We start from the raw sequence: 19,169 nt of genomic DNA, 5'->3' as shown, positions 1-19,169 counted from the left end.
TCCTCTCTATTGAGCAATGCTCGATACGTAGAGTAGCGTGAGCTGCCATGGACTTCACGCCGTCAGCGCGATCGGCCAAGTACCGCGACAAGGTGGCCGAGTTCATCGCCACCGAGGTCGCTCCCACCGAAGCGGACTACCTGCGCACCCTGCACCAGGCCGAAGACCCGTGGGTGGTGCTGCCGCTCGTGGACGAGCTCAAGGCCAAGGCCCGCGAGCGCGGTCTGTGGAACTTCTTCCTGCCCAAGTCCTACTCCGAGGCGACGGGGGAGGGCGCGGGGCTTTCCAACGTCGACTACGCGCCGCTCGCCGAGCGGATGGGTCGCCACGTGCTCGGGCCGGAGGTGTTCAACTGCAACGCCCCGGACACCGGCAACGCCGAGGTGCTGATCCATTACGGCAGCGAGCAGCAGCGACAGCGTTGGCTGCGGCCGCTGTTGGACGGCGAGATCCGCTCGGCGTTCTGCATGACCGAGCCCGAGGTCGCCTCGTCCGATGCCACCAACATGGCCGCCACCGTCGTCCCGGACGGCGACGACGTCGTGCTCAACGGTCGCAAGTGGTTCTCCACCGGTATCGGGCACCCGCGCTGCGAGTTCGTCATCTTCATGGGCCTCACCGACCCGGACGCGCACCGCCACCAGCGGCACACGATGGTGCTGGTGCCGAAGGACACGCCCGGCGTCAGTGTCGAGCGGATGCTGCCGGTGTTCGGCTTCTACGACGAGCCGTACGGCCACGGCGAGGTCACCTTCGACAACGTCCGCGTGCCGCGGGAGAACGTCATCGCAGGGCTCGGCAAGGGCTTCGAGATCGCCCAGGGACGTCTTGGCCCAGGCCGCATCCACCACTGCATGCGCTTCATCGGCCTTGCCGAACGCGCGCTGGAACTGGCGATCACTCGCGCGATGGACCGCACCGCGTTCGGCAAGCCGCTGGTCAACCTCGGCGGCAACCGGGAGCGCATCGCCCGCGCCCGCATCGCGATCAACCAGGCCAGGCTGCAGGTTCTGCACACCGCGTGGCTGCTCGACACCCATGGCCCGTTCGGCGCGCTGTCCGAGTTGTCGCAGATCAAGGCGAGCGTGCCCGGCATGGCCGAGCAGGTGATCGACATGGCGATCCAGCTGCACGGCGGCGGGGGCCTGACCAACGACTTCCCGCTCGCGGGCGCCTACGCGGGCGCACGTTCGCTGCGGATGGCCGACGGCCCGGACGAGGTCCACCTCGGCGTCATCTCCCGCATCGAGCTCGCCCCATACAAGGAGCGGGCAGAACGCAGCTAGGGTCGATAACGCAACCCGAGAAAGGCACACATGAGCACCGAACGCAAGAACATCGTGATCACCGGGGCAAGTGCGGGCCTCGGCGAGGGCATGGCGCGGGAGTTCGCCGCCAAGGGGCGCAACCTCGCGCTGTGCGCACGACGTACCGACCGGCTTGCGGCGCTGGCCAAGGAACTGACCGAGGCGCACCCCGACATCACGGTGACGACCAAGGCGCTCGACGTCACCGACACCGACGCGGTGTTCCGGGTATTCCGCGAGTTTCGCGACGAGCTGGGCGGCATCGACCGCGTCATCGCCAACGCCGGGCTCGGCAAGGGTCAGCCCATCGGCACCGGCTATTTCGAGGCGAACAAGCAGACCATCGAGACCAACGTCATCGGCCTGCTCGCGCAGTGCGAGGCCGCGATGGAGATCTTCCGCGAGCAAGAGGCGGGCCACCTCGTCGTCGTCTCGTCGGTGAGCGCGGTACGGGGAATGCGTGGCAACGTCACCACCTATGCCGCGTCGAAGGCCGCCGCCGCGTCGCTGGCCGAGGGAATCCGTGCGCAGCACCTGAGCAAGGACACAGCCGGCATCGCTGTAACGACCCTGCTGCCGGGCTACATCGAGTCGGAGATGACCGGGCGCGCGAACAAAACGCCGTTGATGGTCAGCGGTGAGAAGGGCGCGAAGGCACTGGTCAGTGCGATCGAGGCGGAGAAGGCCAAGGCGTACGTGCCGTGGTGGCCGTGGACCGTGCTCGCCCAGGTACTGCGGTTCGCCCCGCTGAGCCTGGTGCGGAAGTTGTCATGAGCGAACTGGTCGATACTCCGGGCGAGGTCAGGGAGGAAGACGCGTTCGATCCGCGTGCCGTGCACGAGTGGCTCTCGGCACGGGTCGACGGGCTGGGGGACGATCCGCCAGCCGTGCGGCAGTTTCCCGGCGGGGCCTCAAACCTGACGTACGAACTGTCCTATCCGGACCGCGCACTGATCCTTCGCAGGCCGCCTGGCGGTCACCGCGCCGCATCGGCGCACGACATGTGGCGCGAGTACCGTGTCCAATCCGGACTCAAGCCGGTGTTCGGCTACGTGCCGGACATGGTGGCGTTCTGCGATGACGAGTCGGTCATCGGCACCGAGTTCTACGTCATGGAACGCCTCAAGGGCATCATCCTGCGCCGCGACCTGCCGGACGGGCTCGACCTGAGCCCGGACGACGTGCGCAAGCTGTGCAAGGACGTCATCGACAAACTGGTCGAGCTGCACCAGGTTGACGTCGAGGCGGCGGGGCTGTCCGACCTCGGCAAGGGCGCGGGCTACGTGCGCAGGCAGATCGAGGGCTGGTCCGACCGATACCGCAAGGCGCGCACCGAGAACGTGCCCGCCTACACCGAGGTCATGGAGTGGCTGGCGGCCAACCAGCCGGACGACGTCGCCACCTGCCTGATTCACAACGACTACCGGTTCGACAACATCGTGTTCGACGAGAACATGCAGGTGGTCGGCATCCTGGACTGGGAGATGTCCACGCTCGGCGACCCGATGATGGAGCTGGGCGCGACCATGGCGTATTGGGTGCACGCCGATGACGACGACGTCTTCACCCGTAGCAGGCGGCAGCCGACACACCTGCCCGGCATGCTCACCAGGGACGAAGTCGTCAACTACTACCTCGCCAAGACCGGCCTCGCGGTGGACGACTGGACGTTCTACGAGGTCTACGGCTTGTTCCGGCTCGCGGTGATCATCCAGCAGCTGTACCGGCGCTACCACGACGGCGGCACCCAGAACCCGCGCTACGCCGACTACTGGATGTTCGTCGGCTACCTGGAGTGGCGCTGTAAGGAGATCATCGCGAAGGCCGGTGCTTGATGGGCGCGATCTATCTGGTCCGACACGGGCAGGCGTCGTTCGGCTCCGCCGACTACGACCAGCTCTCCGACGTCGGCGCGGAGCAGTCCAAAGTCGTGGGGAACGAGCTGCGCAGGCGTGGCGTCGAGTTCACCGAGGTGCGCTGCGGCACGATGGTCCGGCAGCATGACACCGCGTCGGCGGCCGGATTCGACGCGGTCGCCGACGAGCGCTGGAACGAGTACGACTTCATCGACGTCCTGCGCGGCCACGGGGCTGAGTTGCCAGAACCGGTGGACCCGCGTGGATTTCAGGCCGCGCTGGACGAGGCGCTGCTCGCTTGGATCGCCGCGGCGGACGGCAGCGCCTGTATGGAGCCGTGGACGTCGTTCGCCGATCGGGTGAATTCGGCGTTCGACGAGCTGGCGGAAGGGCTACCCAAGGGTGGCAGCGCGCTGGTGTTCACCTCGGGCGGGGTGATCGGCGCGCTGGCGGCGCGGGCGATCGGGGACCAGCCTGGCCGGTTCACCGCGCTGCACCGCGTGACATGCAACGCTGGAATCACCAAACTGGTGACCGGTCGGTCGGGTCTCACGTTGCTGGCGTTCAACGAACACGCGCACTTCGAGGCCGAACACCGCAGCTTGCTCACCTACCGCTAGGAGCACTCGCATGAGCTTCCAGGCCACTACCGTCATCCCCGTCAACGGCGAGGGCACCGAGGACGTCCTCGTCGACGAGCAGGGCCGCATCTACACCGGCCTCGCCGACGGGCGCATCCTTCGCGTCGACAAGGACGGCAGCTCGATCGAGACCGTCGCGACCTGTCCAGGCCGCCCGCTCGGGCTGGAGTTTTACGGCGACGACGAGTTGGTCGTGTGTGCCTCCGATGCCGGGCTGCTCGCGGTGTCGCTTCCTTCCGGTGACGTGCGGGTGCTCGCGGACACGGTGTTCGACGCACCCATTATCGCGTGCAACAACGCGGCGGTGGCCAGTGACGGCACGATCTACTTCAGCGACTCCTCGCGCCGCTACCCGATTCCGGAATGGCGCACCGACCTGATCGAGCAGACCCGTACCGGACGGCTGCTGCGCCGCAACACCGACGGCACGGTTGACGAACTGCTGACCGGGCTGCACTTCGCCAATGGCGTCGCGCTCGCCGCCGACGAGTCGTTCGTGACGGTGGCAGAGTCCGGTGCCTGCCAGGTGCGCCGGTTCTGGCTGACCGGGCAGCGTGCTGGCACCGCTGACCTCTTCGTCGGTGAGCTCAGCGGCTACCCGGACAACTCGTCCACCGGTAGTGACGGCCTGATCTGGATCGCGATCCCCGCGCCGCGCAACCCTGCCCTCGGAGTGGTGCAGAAGCTGCCCGGTCCGGTCCGCACCGCCGTCACCAAGCTGCCGGAGACGCTACAACCATCGCCGAGTAAGACCGTGCGAGTCATCGGTGTCGACGACAGGGGCGACATCGTCCACTCCTACGAGGGTGAGATCAACGGCTTCCACATGCTGACCGGGGTGCGTGAACGCGATGCCCAGCTGTACTTCGGCAGCCTGCACGAGAGCGCCGTCGTCACGATGACGCGGTAAGCGCGCCGGGCGCGGCCAACGGCACGTTCGCGGCAGGCGCGCATGTACGGGTCCCATCGAGCGACCTCACTCGATGGGACCCGTGGCTCGTGCCGCGGTTTACGGCGAGTACGAACAGGTCTCCCGGTACTCCTCGATCTCCCAGCCGCTCGGTGCGGGGCAGAGGAACTGGTGGTAGCGGGTGTCGTTGTCCACGAACAGCTTCAGCCACGAGATGCTGTACTTGGCGATCGTGGTGTTGGAGTAGTTCGGCGCGAAGTGGCTGGCGTTGTTCAGCTCGAGGTACGCCTTGTCCAAACTCGACGACAAACTCTCGTAGAATGGCTCCGAGTGGCTGCGCACCGGGGCGATGCTGTCGTCCTCCGCGCCGATGATCAACGTCGGCACCGTCACCTCGTACCAGGTCTTGTCCAGGTTCCACGGCGTCAGCGGGATCGCGGCTTGCAGCGATGGGTCATCGGACACCGCTTCGAGCGAGCCGCCGCCACCCATGGAGTGCCCCATGACGGCGAGCCGGTTCTCGTCGACACGATTTCGGACGTCACTGCGTTCCGTCAGGTACTCCAGCGCGGCGAGGAGCTGGTCGCCCCTGCTGCCAGGCTGGTCGTAGCGGCTGTTGGTGTCGATGGTGAACACCACGAAGCCCTGCGACGCCAACCTCGGGCCGTACCAGCTCATGCTCGACTCGCTGGCGGTGTAGCCCGGAGCGATGGCGACCCCGCCGAACGTTCCTTCACTGGTGTCAGCCAAATAGCAATACACACAGTCACGGGCTGACCTGGCTATTCGTCCTGCTGGCCCTGCGCGTCCTGGTCGTCGGCCAGGTACGCCTCCAGCGCGGCCATCACCAGCCCGCTCACCGGCATGCGGTGCGCCTTCGCGTACTGCTCTGCGCGCTGCCACAGCGCGATCTCTTCATCCCGCACGTAGAGCGACTTGTGCACACCCATGCGTCCAGGTTCCACCCTGATCAGACCTGTGCAGGCTTATGCACGGCGGTGTAGCGTTGGCACGCCAACTACACAGCGCGAGCCCCCGACCACGCCGCTAAACCTGGCCGGGGGCTCACTTGATCGGAAGGTGAGTTCCGACCCATGAGTAACCCTATCGGCCCCACGCCGCGCGGTGAGGGTGACGAGCACGGCGCGTTCCGCCGCGCCGCCACCCGCGTCTACTCGAAACCACAGCCCAACGGGTGGCACCGCATCTTTGTGCAGTACCCCGGTTCGGCACCGTCGCCGCTGTGCGGGGTGCGCTCCGCTACCGAAGCTGGCCGCGTCTGCCGCTGGTTCGCCGCGCGCTACCACTGGGTGTATGACAGCGCCGCGTCAGGCGGTGATGACCGATGAAGGACACGACCCTCACCGACGACACGGTGGCCACCCGGCCCTCACCGCCCACGAACAAGGGTCGCCGGTTCCCCATCACTGTGCTCAGCCCCGCTGAGGTCCGCGCCCTCATCGACAACACCCCCGCCCGCAGCCACTCCGGGGTGCGGATGCGCGCCCTCATCGGCGTGCTGTTCGGCAGCGCGTTGCGGATCGCGGAAGTGCTTGCCCTCACGCCCGCCGACGTCCAGGGCCGTGAGGTACTTGTTCAGCACGGCAAAGGCGACAAGGCCCGCACGGTCGGGCTCGACGCCACTGGCCGGGATCTGCTGGACCGCTGGATGGACCGCCGCGCGCAGCTCGGGTTGAACGGGCGGCACCCGATCTTCGCGACGTACAGCTCCCACTCGTTCGGCAAGCCGTTGGTACAGCGGGACGTCCGCAAAGCCCTGGTGCGTGCCGCCGATCGCGCCGGGATCACGAAGCGGGTGCACCCGCACGGGTTGAGGCACTCCCTGGCCTACGACTTGGCGCGCACGGAGCCGATGCACGTGGTGCAGGGCCAGCTCGGACATGCCAGCCTCGCGACCACCGGCCGGTACCTGGCGCACCTGGGTGCGAATGATCTGGTTGAGGCGATGTCGCGGCGCACCTGGTGAGTGAATAGCACCGCTTCGCGCCCATTGCGGGGCCATACCGCACCCCGCGCGGGTTGAACGTGCGGAAGCGGTGCTATCCGTGCCAGTCACCCCCTACGTGGGGGTGGTGTCATCACCCCCGGAAACCGGCATGTGTCATCACCCCGTACTGCGGTAGTTCTACCGCAGTTGTCCGCTCACTTGTCACAGAGCACACGCGCCGCGCCGGTCAGGTGGCCCGCGTCGGACGCGGACATGACGCTCCGGTCCAGTAGCTCATCCCAGATCTCCCGTTGCGACGTGCCAGAGGCAAGCTCGGCGCACACCCACTCGCCCAGTGCCAGCGCGGCGGTCTCGTCAAGCATGTTCCGCTCCAGCCAGCCGTCCTCGGTGAGCACGTCCAGGTAGATCTCCTCCATCGGGTCGGCACCGGTCGTTCCGGCGGACACCGGTGGCGACGAGGTGAGGCTTGTGCCGCCGCGCGTGCTCAGCGGCTCCTCCACGTCGTCGCCGGAGCAGGCGGCGAGTGCAGCTATCAGGCAAGCCGCCAGGGTTGCGCGGAGCAGCCGTCGAAGCATGTTGTGATTCCCTCGGATAACCGGACTAATCAGGCAAAGCGGAGTGCAGGTCTGGGGATGATACACCCCCAATACGGGGATGTTTGCGATCGCACAGACCCACCCACCCACGCATGCTCAGGCCTGTGTCATCACCCTGACTCCGGTTCGCTCCGCAGCAGCCGCACCGTCTCCAGCACCTCATCCCGCGTGTGGCCACGCAGCTCCGCCGCCAGCTCCCGCAGCTCCTCCGCCGCTGTCGGTGGCCAGTAGTCACGCGGCCAGTCCGGCTCCGCCAGCGGACGCACCACATCCATCGCCTCATCCAGCGGCAGCCCGGACACGTCCACGCCCGCCACCACGGTGCCCGGCGGCAAGCGGTCCAGCTCGTCCGCCAGCTCCCGCAGCTCCGGCGGCACGGTCACGTACTCGCGCCGGTGCCGCGCCGGTCGGCCGTCCTTGTGTGGCCTGCCCGCGCGCTGCCCGTACCGCGCAGTGACCTCCGGGCCCAGCTCCCGCCGCAACACCCGCAACACCTGCGAGGCGTGCCACCGGCCGTGACGCGCCGTGAGGTAGCCCTCGGCGGTGAGCACCGCGCAGATCACCCGCAACGACACGCCCCACCGGCGCAACTGCACCATGCGGGCCACGGCTGCACCGGGCTGCTCCACCCGAGCATCCGTGCCCCCTGAGCACGAAACAGTCGTTGCTACAAACATGGGGCACCCCGGTGGTTCGTTGTTGCCTGCTTCACCGTTGGTGCCGCTGTCTGGCTGGTTGTCGTTGTGTGGCTCCATGTTGGGGTTTGTGTCGTTCATGCTGTCGTGTTCAGGGTCGAACAGGACATGGAGTAGAGCGTCTTGCGCCCCGGTGATGGCGTGGTCGAGCGCTGCCGCGTCGGGGTCGGTAATGGGGTCGTTGTCTAGGTTGGGCACCCGGATGACGTGCCCGTCGATGACGCGGCTCTCGTACCTCATGGTGTCCCCCACGCGATGAGGTGCCGGGCTTCGCGGATGTCGGTGGGGCGGCACGGCCCGACGTACATGGCGGTGTGCGCGAAGTCGGCGTCCACGTACGGGGTGGTGGTGCTGCCGAGGATGCGGGCTCCGCAGTCCGCGACGCGCTCAGTGTGGTCTCGGGTGCCGTAGCGGTCACGCACGCCGTCCGCGTCACCGTAGGCCCGCGCCTGCTGGAGGTGCATCCACTCATGGCGCACCGTGTCAGCGACGAACCGGCACGGGGTGGTGGGGTTGATCAGCGCCAAGCGCTCATCGAACCGGACACGCCCGTACAGGCGCGTGTCTTCTGACACCCGGAACCTGGCCGGGTCAGCGCCGAGCGCCGCGATGGTGCCGGTGTACTCACGCTGCCAGTCGCAGTCTTGCGGCTTGGCCTCCAGGATGTCCGCCACCCAGGCGGGCACGTCCGTGTTGGGCTGGCGGGGTGTGTCGGTGTGCCCGGCCGGACCGGACCCCGCCGCGAGCAACACCACCAGCGCGGCGAGGATTGCCGTGTACCGCATGGCTAGCCCTCGCCTCGGAACACCACCAGCAACGTCAGGGCGGCGTTGTTGGCGTTGTCGGCGGGCCAGGTGTTGCCACCGGTCCACACTTGGATGTCTACGTCGAAACTGTCCCGGTCGCGGACGTCGCGCACTTCGGTTTGGCCTAAGGTCACGTCGAACACCTCGCCGGTGGTTACGGTCGCGTTGAACAACTGGCCTTCAATGCCGTCGATCCTGCTGCGGCCGTTGAGGCTGTCCGAGCTGGCGCTGTTGTTCTGCGCGCTGATCATGCTGATCGCGATGGCACCGGCTTCGGCAGCCCAGCGCGGCACCGGCACCGTGATCGACGTCTTGACCGTGGGCGCGCTGGTGATCCCGTAGTTGTTACCGCTGGCGAAGTCGTTGTAGAAGTCCACCGGCACCACCAGCGCCCCCAGCAGCGCCAACCGGTCGGCACCGAGCGCCCATCCTTGCGTGCCAACCCTCCCGACGGTCAGGTCACCGTCGAACGAGGTGCTGCGGATGGTGGCGGTGCCCTCCACGGTGACGCCGCCCTCGGGGATGTGGGCGTTCTCCAGCGGGTTGGACCGCAGGAGCGAGTTCACGATGCGGGTCAGCTCCGTGAAGCCGTTCACCATCGACGTGGGCTGCGGGGTGAGCTGCTGCACTGGCCAGTTGGGGTTCGCGTGGAGCCTTTTCGGGTCAACGTCTCCCATGCCGGGCCTCCTCAGTTGTGGTGCCGCCGCTTGCGGCGTGCGGCGATCTTGGCTTGACGGGCGGCGTCCCGCTTGTCGGCTTCCTGCTGGACGCGCTGCTGACGGAGCAGGCCCGCCCAACGCGGGCAGGTCTCGTCGTGGAGCACCCGCCAGTCGGAGGGGTTGTGCTTGTCCATCTGCACCTGTCCGGTGCAGTCCGGGCAGGCGACCGCATCAACGGCAGCGGCGTGGCTCTGCTCAGGCACGCAGTGGAGCAGCGGCGGGAACGGCATCAGCACGTGCTCAGCACGGTCTTCATTGCTCATGGGGTGCCTCCTGTTCGTTGGCGAGGGTGGTGGCGTACGCGGCAAGTTCGCGCAGCACTTCCGGTTGGCGCACGCGCTGGAGCGCGGCAACGGCGGCAAGCGCGGTGGTGCGTGCGGTGCGGGCCTCGTGCACCCGTTCACGCGCCAGCGGTGCCCTCCATGCCCGGGCGGGCACGCTGCGGGTAGGTATCTGCGGTCGTCTCATCAGTGGTCCTCTCGACGGGCTGGGGGGCGCACGCCTGGCCAGTTGGTGTCCTCGCGCGGGGGTGGCTCGTCCTGGCAGGACGCGCACAGGCGCAAGTTCGGGTTCAGCGGCCGGAACTGGCCGCAGCGCACGCACGGACGCGGCTCGCGGCGTGGCCTTGTCCCGATAGGACCGCTTCCGCGTGGTAGCGGTGCCCGCCCCCGTGGGGGCCGTAACACCCACAGGCCCCCCGTAGGGGGTACGCCTGTAACGCTGTAACAGCGCAGGTCAGAGGCTTGTAGATGATCTTGTAACGCGGAAATCTGTAACAACTGCTGTTTTCGCAGGTCAGGAGGTGTTACGCATCGGTGATACGGGTGATACAGCTCGGCCATCACGCCATCGCCTCCCAGTCGGCCTGGTGCTCATCGACCGCGCGCTTGACGGCCACGTGGTACGTCCCTAGCCGCTTCGCCAGCTCCCGCAGCGACAGGCGCTGACCTTCACGGGTGCACTCCTCACGGACCCGCGCCCACATCAGGTCGCGGTCGCGGGTCACCGGCGACCATGGCCACTCGCCGCCGCGCTGCACGGCAGCGGGCCAGTCCCGCTCATCCCGCTGCCCGCGCCAGTGCCGCAGCTCGCCCGTGTCGGCGTCGAGGTAGATTCCGAACTCAGGCCAGCGCGACCACAGGGACGCCCCGTACGGACGCTCCGGCCGCTTGCCGCCGTTCGTGCCGTACGGGGTGTGCGCCTCCAGGACGACCGCGCAGTCATGGGCGGCACGGAGGCTGTCGAGGTGCGCCGCCACGGTGCGGGCGGTGCGCTCCTCGGTGGGGTCACCCGCCGCCAGTTTGTACGTCGGACCCGTGATCAACACGTCGGGGCGGCAGTCGGCCACGACCTCACGCAGCCAGTGCGCCTCAGGCGGCTGGAGGACGTCGAGTCCCTGCGTCCGCACGTTCAGAAACAGCGACCCCGCATAGAACGGCCCAGCAGCAGCGCGCAGCGGCTTGATCTTGCGATGAACCTGCCGGGCGCTGTTCTCAAGGTCGATCAGCAGCACCCTCAGCGGCTCGAACGGGTCGCCGCCGAACGGGTGGATGCCGGACGAGAACTGCACCCCGAGTTGACGCAGCAGGGTTGACTTGCCGCCACCCTCGCGCCCCGTGACGATCACGCGGTCCCCTCGCTCCAGCAGGCCGGGCACCAGCCAGTCGTACTCCGGCACCCCCTGGCCGAGGAAAGCGTCAAGCTCAAGCGACTGTGCGCCCGTCATTTCGGCTATCAGCTCATCGGCTACGTCACCCGTTACACGCGCGCTCACCGCAGACCACCTCCGTGTTGGTGCCGGAAGGCGGCAAGGACGCGCTGCAAGCTGCCAACGGCCAGCCCCGAGCCGCGCACGTGGACCTCCGGGCACAGCCCGGCCAGTTGGCACGCGCGCTGGTAGCCCTTGCGTGTGAGTGCGTCGGTGTCTCCGACATCGAACTCGACCGCGTTCCCTGGCTGTGGTGGCTCGCCCAGCCAGCCGTCCGAGTACACGGCGTCGGGGCACCAGCGCAGCACGTGCACGGCGCGGACGGGGCGCAGTTCGGCGGGGCGCACGGCACGGCCGGTGCTGCTGGTTGCGGCCAACAGATCGTACGGATCAGCGGTGGAGGTCATCGGGTGCCTCCTGCCGTAACGGGGGCGAACAGCGCGGCGAGCGTGTCAGCCTGCTCAGCGGTCAGCGGCGGCGACTCGGCAGCCACGCGGTCGGCGGCAGCGCAGATGTCCGCCCATTCGTCGGGGGTCACGCCTGCGGGCGGGTTTCCGTTGGTGTCACTCGCCATCGCCATCGCCCCCGCCCCCGGCGGTCACGGCGTCGATGCTTGGGCATAGCAGCGCGGCGAGACGGTCACGCTGCTCCTGCGTCAGCTCAAAATCGTTGACCAGACTCTCGATCTGGCGGGCGACCCATGCGGCGCGCAGCTCGGCGCGCAGCTCGGCGGCGAGTGCGGCGTTGCCACGCCGCACTGCTGCGCCGAGACGGCCGCGTAGTGCCTGCGCCGGGTCGGGTGTTCGTGTTGTGGGTGCCATGATTCGTTCCTTGGCTCGGTGGTCATGGAACTCCTCAGTGGTGTGAGCCTGCGTCCACTGTGGCCCCACCTAGGGGAGCCGTAGCGGGCGCTATGAGTCATTTTGCTTTGGCATGTAAGGGAAAACTACCCCAGCAGTGGGGGGCACAAGAGAGTTTCCGCTGGTCAGAAGCACGAAAAAATCTTGAGACAACGGGGGGTACAAGGGGGTACACGACGACATACGGCCCGGTTGCCGCAACTTGCTGGACCCTCAGCGTTCGCCACGGTCACGCTTGCCCCATGACTACGCCACCCCCAACGAAAGACCTACGGCGGTCGCTCACTGAGATTTCCCAGCTCGCCGCCCAGCTCAAGCAGGCCCCCGCCACCGAAGGCACCGTGCGGTCGCTGGAACAGCTCGCCAGTCTGCGCAAGCAGGTGCGGGAGACGCTCCGTCAGCGCGGCCAGTTGCCACCCGCGCTGACGGCATCCAGCGCCATCCAGGACAGCACGCCCACCCCGCAGGGCGTGGACCCCGCGAAGCCGCTCACGATGGATGCCATCGGCCGCTACATGATTGAGGCGTCCCGTTTCGAGAGCGGGCGGCGGAACGTGGTGCGCACCGTGGCGCAGTTCCCGGATGAGCGGCTGCTCACCGATGACGGCTTCGCCAACATCGAGAAGATCAACAAGTTGCAGGCGACAGCCCGCCAGCCCGAGGAGCTGGAAAGCCTCACCGCCGCGCTGTGTCAGCCGCTTGAGCCGCGCTACGACGTGCAGGCGATCGGCACGCAGGAGCGGCCCATTCGGGATGGCCTGCTGCGGTTCGGCGTGGACCGGGGCGGCATCCGGTACCGCCCGAGCTTGGCCGTGGACTACGCGGCGGCGGGCGTTGGCGTGTGGACTGAGGCCGACGACGACGCCGACCCGCTGGTGCCGAAGTCGTGCCTGGACATCGACTGCCCCGCCACCCAGGAGGCGACGGTCCACGCCATCTACGCCTGCCTCACGGTGCGGAACTTCACCGTCCGCTTTGACCGTGAGTTGGCCACTGCCGTCGTCAACGCTGCCCTAGTGGCGCAGGCTGCCCGTGCCGAGAACGAGCTGCTGACGGCGCTCCAGGGCGGCTCCACGACGGTCACGTTCACCGGTGACCTCGGCATGGCGCGTGACGTGCTGGAAGCGCTGGACCGTGCCGCCGCGTACCTGCGCAGCCGCCACCGCCTGACGGACGGCACCGCGCTGCGGTGGACCGCGCCCCGGTGGGTGCTGGATGCGCTCCGGGCCGATGTCGTGCGTCAGCACGCAGGTGGTGGCCTGGAGGCGTTCGAGCTGGCAGAGCGGGAGCTGTTGAACTGGTTCGCTGTGCGGCAAATCCGGCCGACCTGGCACCTGGACGGCGCGGCGAACCAGCAGTTCGCGGATGCCACGGCGGGCAACCCGCTGCCCGACTACCCCAGCATGATCGACTCAGTGCTGGCGGTTGAGGGTGACTGGCTGCACCTCGACGGCGGCACCATGGACTTGGGCCTGGTGCGCGACTCCACGCTCAACAGCGAGAACCGGGCGCAGGTGTTCGCTGAGGACTTTGAGACCACCGCCTTCCTCGGTGCGGAGAGCCTGCGGCTCCAGGTGACCTCCAGTGTGACCGGGCTCAGCGCGGGCACCAGCCCGGCCTAAGGAACCCCGCTGCGGGGGCTCGCTTCCTGCGTAGCCTCCGCAGCGCGGCACCAGCAGAGCCCCTAGATGCCTGCGGTGCCGACACCGGCGGCGCAGCGGGTGTTTTCTCACGCCGCCCGCGCCCGCCGGTGCTGACGCCTACTGTGGCGCTACAGGCCCTAGGCCCTGTGGTTGCCGAGCTACCCCGGCGGTGGTGGGTGAAGCGGTCGCACCCACCACCGCCGGTGCCCTTAGACCGTGGGCGCATCACCGGATATAGCCCCGCCGTTGCGCGCACGCCCCTGCGCTCCTGCCATATGGCACCGCTTCACCGCCTAAGCGGTGCTAAGGCGGCAGCGAAGGGCAGCGGTGATCTGGCCTGACACGGCCCTCAGGGTGTTACCCGGCCGCTGCGCTGCCGGTGGCCGTTGCCCTCCTGCTTGGCCTGCCCGTGCAGCCGTCTACTTGGGGGTGATCTGGACGCCGCTGGTGGAGAACTTCACCGCGTTCCTGCCCACGGGCAAGATCGTCACCGTGTAGAGGGCGTCAAGCACCTGCCGCCGGGTGGCGAGCGACGCGGCCTTCCACCGTTTCTCCGCGTCCGGCCCGGCCATGTTCACCACGGCGTCCGGCAGTTCCGGCGGTTGCGCGGCTGCCTCAGCGGCAGCGAAACGCGGCTCCCAGCCCTCCCGGTAGGTCGCCATGTCCAGCGGGTTCAGCCGCCCCTCACGTAGTGCCTTCTGCGCCTCCGCCATTTCGGCCCGCAGCCGCTCCACTTCGGCGCGGGCGGCGTCGGCGTGCGCGGTGTCCTGCTTGCTACTGAGGAGTGTGAGCGCGTCCGGCCGGGACAGCCGCCGGATGACGGTCCGCTCCACGTAGGCATCCACGGGGGCCTGTCGCCTGCTCACCCGGAAACAGTCCCGGCACCCGTAGTCGTTTCCCCCCTTCTGGATGGTCACCCGCATCCGCCCACTCTCGCAGCGCCCGCAGCGGAACAGGCCTGTCCCGAGGTGCTTGGAGTGCTTCGGGTTGCGGAACTTGTCCCGCTCAGGGTCAGCGAACATGCGCCGCAACCGGTGGTGGTCCTTATCGCTGACGAGTCGCGGCCAGGTGCCCCGCACGCCCTCCACGACTTGACCGTCGTGGACGCGGTATTTCGCGTACACGGGGCGCGTCACCATCTTCGGCAGGTTGCCGCTGCGCCACGGCGGGTTGAGGGTGACGTGCTCGCCGTCGTAGTCACGGTTCGGCCTGCGGCTGGGCATCGTCTCGCGGCACGGGCACTCTTTCGCGCACCGCCCCGCCCATGCGGTCGGCACGCCGCGCCGGTTCAGGTCAGTGGCGATCGGGTAGCAGCCTTCCCCGGCTAGCAGCCGCCGGACAATCTCCTTCACGATCGGCCCCTGTTGCGGGTGCACGGCCCAGCCGCGTGACTTGCCTGTGTCGGGGTCGATGATGCGCTTGTATCCGTACGGCACGTCGCCGTGGGGGCGACCTTTAGCCGCACGGCTGCGGGTGGACTGGCGCACGTTTTTGCTGATCAAGCGACTATCTCTCACTGCCATTGCCGCGTCCAGGTCGAGCCCGAACCCGTCATCCACGTCGTTGAAGTCCCGCAGCCGACCGCTGTAGCCCAGCAGCACCCCGGTTTCCTCGCAGATGTCCGCGAGTTCGGCGTATACGCGGCGGTCGCGGGTGTTACGCGCGAAGGTCCACGTGAGCAGCGCCCTCACCGTGCCGTTGCGCAGGTGCGCGGTGACCGCATCCCAGCCGGTGCGGGCCTTGTGGCGCGCGAACTTGGACGCGGACACGTCGTCGTCGCGGTACTCGGCTACGACGGTCCAGCCCTCCCGCCTGGCCCAGTTCCGCAGGTATTCGAGCTGATCTTCCACGGACGTGCTGCGTTCGTCGCGGGCCTGGCTGGCACGGGCGTACAGCACCACGGGGAACGGGGCGGGGGACACGGCGGGGAGCGGGGTGTGTGCGGCTGCTGCGGTCATGCCCCACAGTGTATATGCCTACCTGGTGTCGGTGGGGTAGTAGATGGTCCCGCCACCGAAGCCGGACACCCAGCTCGACACCGACGTCTCGTCGACGTCGAACGGCCCGCGCGGAGCCTCGATGCTGCTCTCGGTCGGATCCGGCCCGCGCTCGTACGGGTTGTCCTGCGCGGTGGCCACGCCGGTCGCGGCTGGCGTGCCGACCGCGACTAGTGCGGCGAACAGGACGGCGAGACCGTGCCGGAGTCGCCGCCGTACCGTGCGATGTCGGTGCGGAACTGGGGACTGTACTCGGGAACCCACGATGTCGATTCCTTTCGTCTTCGAGCGCCATCCGGCGCGGTGCCGGATGGGTCCGCCTGCTGACGAACGGTTATCGATTCTTGCCGCCGGTCACTACTCGCCGGTATCGGTGAAATCGCCGGTCTTGCGTGTTGGCCTGGCCCGACGACGGCACCCGGCGCGTGTCCCGCTATCGGTACAACGCGGCGAGCTCAACGCGGGAACGGATGCCGAGGCGCTCGAAGATGTTGCGAAGGTGGTGATCGACGGTGCGGTGGCTGATGTACAACGTCGCCGCGATCTCGCGGTTGGTCGCGCCCTCGGCCACCAGCTCGGCGATGCGCGCCTGCTGCGACGTCAGCTCGCGGCCAGGATGACCGGATGGCTGTTCCATCGGATAGCCGCACGACCGCAGCTCGCGCCGCGCGTGGTCGCGCCAGTGGTGGGCGTCGAGGTCGTCGAAGATCTGTGTCGCCTCGATGAGGAGCTCGCGCGCCTGTCGGGGCTTGCGGTGACGACGGAGCCGGGTGGCTAGTAGCAGTTCGGTGTAGGCGAGGTCGTAGGACGCACCCGCGCCGCGGTGCAGCCGGATCGCCTCGGTGAAGTGATCATGTGCCTCGCCGGGATGTTCCGCGAGCAACCCCCGGCAGCGGTGCGCGAGCGCGACGCGAGCCGGTCCACCAGTGGTGCCCGCCCAGCGCTCGAAGTGCGTGACGGCGCGGGCGGCGGTGCGCTGCTCCCCGCAACGCACGGCCGCCTCGACGTAGTGCGGTGTCGCCATGACGCGGATGGGGGAGAAGCTCCACGTCGGGCCCGTGTTCATCCGGTGAAAACGATGCAGCGCGTCGGCCGGTCGGTCACTGGCGAGGTCGGCGCACGCCGCTGCCCAGCTCGCTAGCGAGCCGGGGCGGCCGAGGCCGCGCTCGATGACCCCGGATGCCGCGTCGTCGAGTCGCAGGCGGGTCGTCTCACGGTCGCCCCGCAACGCCGCGAGCATCGCCAGGATCGTCAGATGGTCGACGACGCAGTTCGGCTGCCCCAGCGACTCCGCGAGGCGCAGCCCTTCCATCGCGCTGCTGATCGCCGGCGCGTGCTCGCCGGACAGCAGCGCCGCCAGTGCCGCGTACACCAGTGCCCACGGCGCCCGTGCGAGGTCGCCCGTCGCGTGTGCGCAGGCCACGGCCCCTAGCGCGAGGTCTCGGGTCGCCGCGGCGTCTCCGAGGGTGAACGCGGCCTGGCCCGCCAGCGTCTTCGCGGTCGGGTCCGCGATCTCGTCGCCCAGCCGGACGACGTTGCGTAGCGGGCCCTCGGCCTTCGTGTGGTGCCCATTGAACGTCGCGGACATGGCGACGAAGTGCTCCAGCACCAGCCGGGTGGCGGGCTGCCGGTACAGCTCCCGCCACCGGGCGACGTCGAGCGCGGTGGCGCAGTAGCGGTCGTCGTCACCCGCGACACAGCTCGCCTCTCCGGCGAGCAGGAACGTCGTGGCCGCCAGTCCCGTGTCCGCGCGGTTCAGCTGTCGGGCGGTTCTGAGTAGGTCAGCCGCCGCCGACGCCGGGTTGCCGCTGCGTAGCTCGATCTCCCCGGCGAGTAGCGTGGCAGCGCTGTCGACACCACGTGCCATCGGTCGGGCTCGCCGCAACGCCGTCCTCGCGCGGTGCGGATGGCCGCTCGCCCAATGGTCGGAGGCGGCGGCGAGCAACCGCCGGGCTTGGTCCGCGTCGTTGCCCGACAGGGTCGCCGCGCGTTCGCTCGCCGAGGCGGCGTCACCGTGTCGGTGCGCTTGCCGTGCCAGGTCGGCGACGACGTCCAGCTCGGTCGCCAGCGCCGGGTCGGGTGCCCTCACGCAGGCCGCTCGGTGCCACAGCGACCTGGCGCGGTCCGCCGTCGCCTCGGCGGCGCGTGCCAGCAACTGGTGTGCCTGTCGCCGCTCCGCGGTGTTCATCGCGGCCACGACCGCGCCGCGTGGCACGCCAGTGCGGATGCGAACGATGTCGTTGGTGAGCATCACCATGCCGGTGCGTACCGCGTCATCGAGCGCGTGTGTTGTGGCCATCGCTCCCACGTCGGGCTCGGCACCTGACGTCTCGTCTGGCTCCGGTTCCAGAGCGGCCACAGCCTCCAGAGTGGACACATCAAGTCGCTCGTCGAGCGCGGCGAGGCACACCAGCAGCCGGGTCGCCGTTGGCAGCCTCGCGAGCGTGCGACGGACGGCGTGACAGAGCCTGCCGTCGGCGGGCAACGTGGACGGTGGCGGGTCGATGCCGCTGAGCTCGGCCGGTGTGACGCACGCGGCGAGTTCGACCAGCGCGAGCGGGTTCCCCTCCGCGACGTCGAGGATGCCGCTGCTCACTTCGTGCGGGACCGCGGGACCGAGGCGGTCGGTCAGGATGTGCTTCGCGGTGCTGTCGTCGACCGGATCGAGGCGCAGCCGCGGCACGGCCGCCAGTGCCTCGGCGGCACCCGTGCCCACGAGGTCGGTTGCGAAAAGCACGACAAGAGGCGCGACGTCGCTGCGGCGTGCGACGAAGGCCAGCGCGTCGAGCGAGGCTGAGTCAAGGTCGTGCGCCGCGTCGACGCGACACAGCGTCGGCCGCTCGCGGGCGGCGGCGACCAGCAACGCGTGGAGTGCGGAGTGGAATGCCAGCGTGCTGGGCGGGTCGACGTCCGCCGCTGGGTCGAGCAGGGGGAGTAGCGCCGCTCGATGCCGCTCTGGAACACGTACGGCGAGGTCGCCGAGCGGCAGCAGGAGTTGATGCAGTCCGGCGTAGGGCAGGGTCGATTCGGCGGGGGTGCCACGGGTGCGCAGCACCCGGACGTCGTCGCTCGACATTGCCCGCTCTGCCGCCGCGTCGAGCAACGACGTAGCGCCGCTGCCGGGGGCGCCCGCGATGGCCGCGGCGCCGCCTCGCCCCTTGGCGTCGCGGTCGAGCACATCTTCCAGCGCGGCGAGTTCCCGCTCGCGCCCGCGCAGTGGCATGCGGCGCGTGCCAAGGATGTCCCCGTCGCGTTGCGTCATGGCGCCAGTCTCGCGTGCGCACGATGCCGTGAAAAGCCCTCACGTCCGGTTGGGCGTCCGGCGTGACCGCGAAGGAGAGACTTTTTCATAAATAACTATAAGCGAGTAACAAAGGTCACCTTGACATTAGATAATTCTCGATAGATCAAATTAACCCCGTAACCAAGTCGTGAGTAACCCGTTGGATATCGCGGCGGCCC

The 19,169-nt window shown here is 68.6% G+C and carries 21 protein-coding genes and 2 pseudogenes; 8 read left to right on the top strand and 15 right to left on the bottom strand.

From position 1 onward, the window contains the following. Window positions 1-47 precede the first annotated feature (47 nt). The 5 genes from ACFQGD_RS24825 to ACFQGD_RS24805 are packed head-to-tail and all read left to right on the top strand — an operon-like array spanning window position 48 to window position 4,714. Window positions 48-1,286, top strand: a complete 1,239-nt coding sequence (locus ACFQGD_RS24825) for an acyl-CoA dehydrogenase family protein (RefSeq protein WP_345395296.1) — start codon at window positions 48-50, stop codon at window positions 1,284-1,286. 30 nt (window positions 1,287-1,316) lie between these two features. Continuing rightward, on the top strand, window positions 1,317-2,081 hold the full coding sequence (locus ACFQGD_RS24820) for an SDR family oxidoreductase (protein WP_345395299.1): 765 nt from the start codon (window positions 1,317-1,319) through the stop codon (window positions 2,079-2,081). Beyond that, on the top strand, window positions 2,078-3,142 hold the full coding sequence (locus tag ACFQGD_RS24815) for a phosphotransferase family protein (RefSeq protein ID WP_345395302.1): 1,065 nt from the start codon (window positions 2,078-2,080) through the stop codon (window positions 3,140-3,142). The genes ACFQGD_RS24820 and ACFQGD_RS24815 overlap by 4 nt, the downstream gene beginning before the upstream one ends. After that, window positions 3,142-3,783 (top strand): histidine phosphatase family protein, encoded by a 642-nt coding sequence (locus ACFQGD_RS24810; RefSeq protein ID WP_345395305.1) that lies wholly within the window; start codon window positions 3,142-3,144, stop codon window positions 3,781-3,783. Before ACFQGD_RS24815 ends, ACFQGD_RS24810 begins: the two co-directional genes overlap by 1 nt. Window positions 3,784-3,793: 10 nt before the next feature. Then, a complete protein-coding gene (locus tag ACFQGD_RS24805) occupies window positions 3,794-4,714 on the top strand; it encodes an SMP-30/gluconolactonase/LRE family protein (protein ID WP_345395308.1) in 921 nt (306 codons plus the stop codon). A 99-nt stretch (window positions 4,715-4,813) separates the two neighbouring features. Here ACFQGD_RS24805 and ACFQGD_RS24800 read toward each other — a convergent pair. Both ACFQGD_RS24800 and ACFQGD_RS24795 read right to left on the bottom strand, forming a co-directional pair. After that, window positions 4,814-5,467: pseudogene (locus ACFQGD_RS24800) on the bottom strand (poly(ethylene terephthalate) hydrolase family protein); the annotation flags it as partial. A 29-nt stretch (window positions 5,468-5,496) separates the two neighbouring features. Next, window positions 5,497-5,664 carry a hypothetical protein gene (locus tag ACFQGD_RS24795; RefSeq protein ID WP_345395311.1) on the bottom strand — a complete coding sequence of 56 codons (168 nt, stop codon included), beginning with the start codon at window positions 5,662-5,664 and terminating at the stop codon, window positions 5,497-5,499. Window positions 5,665-5,808: 144 nt separating this feature from the next. On the opposite strand from ACFQGD_RS24795, the gene ACFQGD_RS24790 reads away from it, so the two are divergent. Both ACFQGD_RS24790 and ACFQGD_RS24785 read left to right on the top strand, forming a co-directional pair. After that, complete coding sequence (locus ACFQGD_RS24790) at window positions 5,809-6,063, top strand: hypothetical protein (protein WP_345395314.1); 255 nt, start codon at window positions 5,809-5,811, stop codon at window positions 6,061-6,063. Continuing rightward, window positions 6,060-6,701 carry a tyrosine-type recombinase/integrase gene (locus ACFQGD_RS24785; RefSeq protein WP_345395317.1) on the top strand — a complete coding sequence of 214 codons (642 nt, stop codon included), beginning with the start codon at window positions 6,060-6,062 and terminating at the stop codon, window positions 6,699-6,701. Before ACFQGD_RS24790 ends, ACFQGD_RS24785 begins: the two co-directional genes overlap by 4 nt. Window positions 6,702-6,877: 176 nt before the next feature. Here the strand turns inward: ACFQGD_RS24785 and ACFQGD_RS24780 are convergent, their stop codons facing one another. The 10 genes from ACFQGD_RS24780 to ACFQGD_RS24735 form a co-directional block, all read right to left on the bottom strand. Beyond that, entirely contained in the window at window positions 6,878-7,258 is a 381-nt protein-coding gene (locus tag ACFQGD_RS24780) for a DUF732 domain-containing protein (protein ID WP_345395320.1), read from the bottom strand. A gap of 131 nt (window positions 7,259-7,389) precedes the next feature. Further along, a complete protein-coding gene (locus tag ACFQGD_RS24775) occupies window positions 7,390-8,214 on the bottom strand; it encodes a serine integrase family protein (RefSeq protein ID WP_345395323.1) in 825 nt (274 codons plus the stop codon). Next, entirely contained in the window at window positions 8,211-8,759 is a 549-nt protein-coding gene (locus tag ACFQGD_RS24770; RefSeq protein WP_345395326.1) for a hypothetical protein, read from the bottom strand. The genes ACFQGD_RS24775 and ACFQGD_RS24770 overlap by 4 nt, the downstream gene beginning before the upstream one ends. A gap of 2 nt (window positions 8,760-8,761) precedes the next feature. Continuing rightward, complete coding sequence (locus tag ACFQGD_RS24765; protein WP_345395329.1) at window positions 8,762-9,457, bottom strand: hypothetical protein; 696 nt, start codon at window positions 9,455-9,457, stop codon at window positions 8,762-8,764. An 11-nt stretch (window positions 9,458-9,468) separates the two neighbouring features. Further along, on the bottom strand, window positions 9,469-9,762 hold the full coding sequence (locus tag ACFQGD_RS24760; RefSeq protein ID WP_345395332.1) for a hypothetical protein: 294 nt from the start codon (window positions 9,760-9,762) through the stop codon (window positions 9,469-9,471). Then, window positions 9,752-9,967 (bottom strand): hypothetical protein, encoded by a 216-nt coding sequence (locus ACFQGD_RS24755; protein ID WP_345395335.1) that lies wholly within the window; start codon window positions 9,965-9,967, stop codon window positions 9,752-9,754. The genes ACFQGD_RS24760 and ACFQGD_RS24755 overlap by 11 nt, the downstream gene beginning before the upstream one ends. Window positions 9,968-10,340: 373 nt before the next feature. Further along, window positions 10,341-11,273 carry an AAA family ATPase gene (locus tag ACFQGD_RS24750; RefSeq protein WP_345395338.1) on the bottom strand — a complete coding sequence of 311 codons (933 nt, stop codon included), beginning with the start codon at window positions 11,271-11,273 and terminating at the stop codon, window positions 10,341-10,343. Next, window positions 11,270-11,614 (bottom strand): hypothetical protein, encoded by a 345-nt coding sequence (locus ACFQGD_RS24745; RefSeq protein WP_345395341.1) that lies wholly within the window; start codon window positions 11,612-11,614, stop codon window positions 11,270-11,272. Before ACFQGD_RS24745 ends, ACFQGD_RS24750 begins: the two co-directional genes overlap by 4 nt. After that, on the bottom strand, window positions 11,611-11,781 hold the full coding sequence (locus tag ACFQGD_RS24740) for a hypothetical protein (RefSeq protein ID WP_345395344.1): 171 nt from the start codon (window positions 11,779-11,781) through the stop codon (window positions 11,611-11,613). Before ACFQGD_RS24740 ends, ACFQGD_RS24745 begins: the two co-directional genes overlap by 4 nt. Continuing rightward, window positions 11,771-12,028, bottom strand: coding sequence for a hypothetical protein (locus tag ACFQGD_RS24735; RefSeq protein ID WP_345395347.1), 258 nt, complete (start codon window positions 12,026-12,028; stop codon window positions 11,771-11,773). The genes ACFQGD_RS24740 and ACFQGD_RS24735 overlap by 11 nt, the downstream gene beginning before the upstream one ends. A 281-nt stretch (window positions 12,029-12,309) precedes the next feature. Here ACFQGD_RS24735 and ACFQGD_RS24730 point away from each other — a divergent pair, with 281 nt between their 5' ends. After that, the gene (locus ACFQGD_RS24730; protein ID WP_345395350.1) at window positions 12,310-13,689 is read left to right on the top strand and encodes a major capsid protein; all 1,380 of its coding nucleotides are present in this window, start codon (window positions 12,310-12,312) and stop codon (window positions 13,687-13,689) included. A gap of 440 nt (window positions 13,690-14,129) precedes the next feature. Here the strand turns inward: ACFQGD_RS24730 and ACFQGD_RS24725 are convergent, their stop codons facing one another. The 3 genes and pseudogenes from ACFQGD_RS24725 to ACFQGD_RS24715 form a co-directional block, all read right to left on the bottom strand. Continuing rightward, the gene (locus ACFQGD_RS24725) at window positions 14,130-15,668 is read right to left on the bottom strand and encodes a recombinase family protein (RefSeq protein WP_345395353.1); all 1,539 of its coding nucleotides are present in this window, start codon (window positions 15,666-15,668) and stop codon (window positions 14,130-14,132) included. Between the two features lie 24 nt (window positions 15,669-15,692). Then, window positions 15,693-15,893, bottom strand: a pseudogene (locus ACFQGD_RS24720) (poly(ethylene terephthalate) hydrolase family protein); the annotation flags it as partial. 247 nt (window positions 15,894-16,140) lie between these two features. Next, window positions 16,141-18,969, bottom strand: coding sequence for a helix-turn-helix transcriptional regulator (locus tag ACFQGD_RS24715; protein ID WP_345395356.1), 2,829 nt, complete (start codon window positions 18,967-18,969; stop codon window positions 16,141-16,143). Window positions 18,970-19,169 lie beyond the last annotated feature (200 nt).

The sequence above is a fragment of the Haloechinothrix salitolerans genome (assembly GCF_042662605.1).
Taxonomy (GTDB): domain Bacteria; phylum Actinomycetota; class Actinomycetes; order Mycobacteriales; family Pseudonocardiaceae; genus Haloechinothrix_A; species Haloechinothrix_A salitolerans.
The sequence above is the reverse complement of the archived record's forward strand: the minus strand, read 5'-3'. Positions and strand labels throughout refer to the sequence as shown.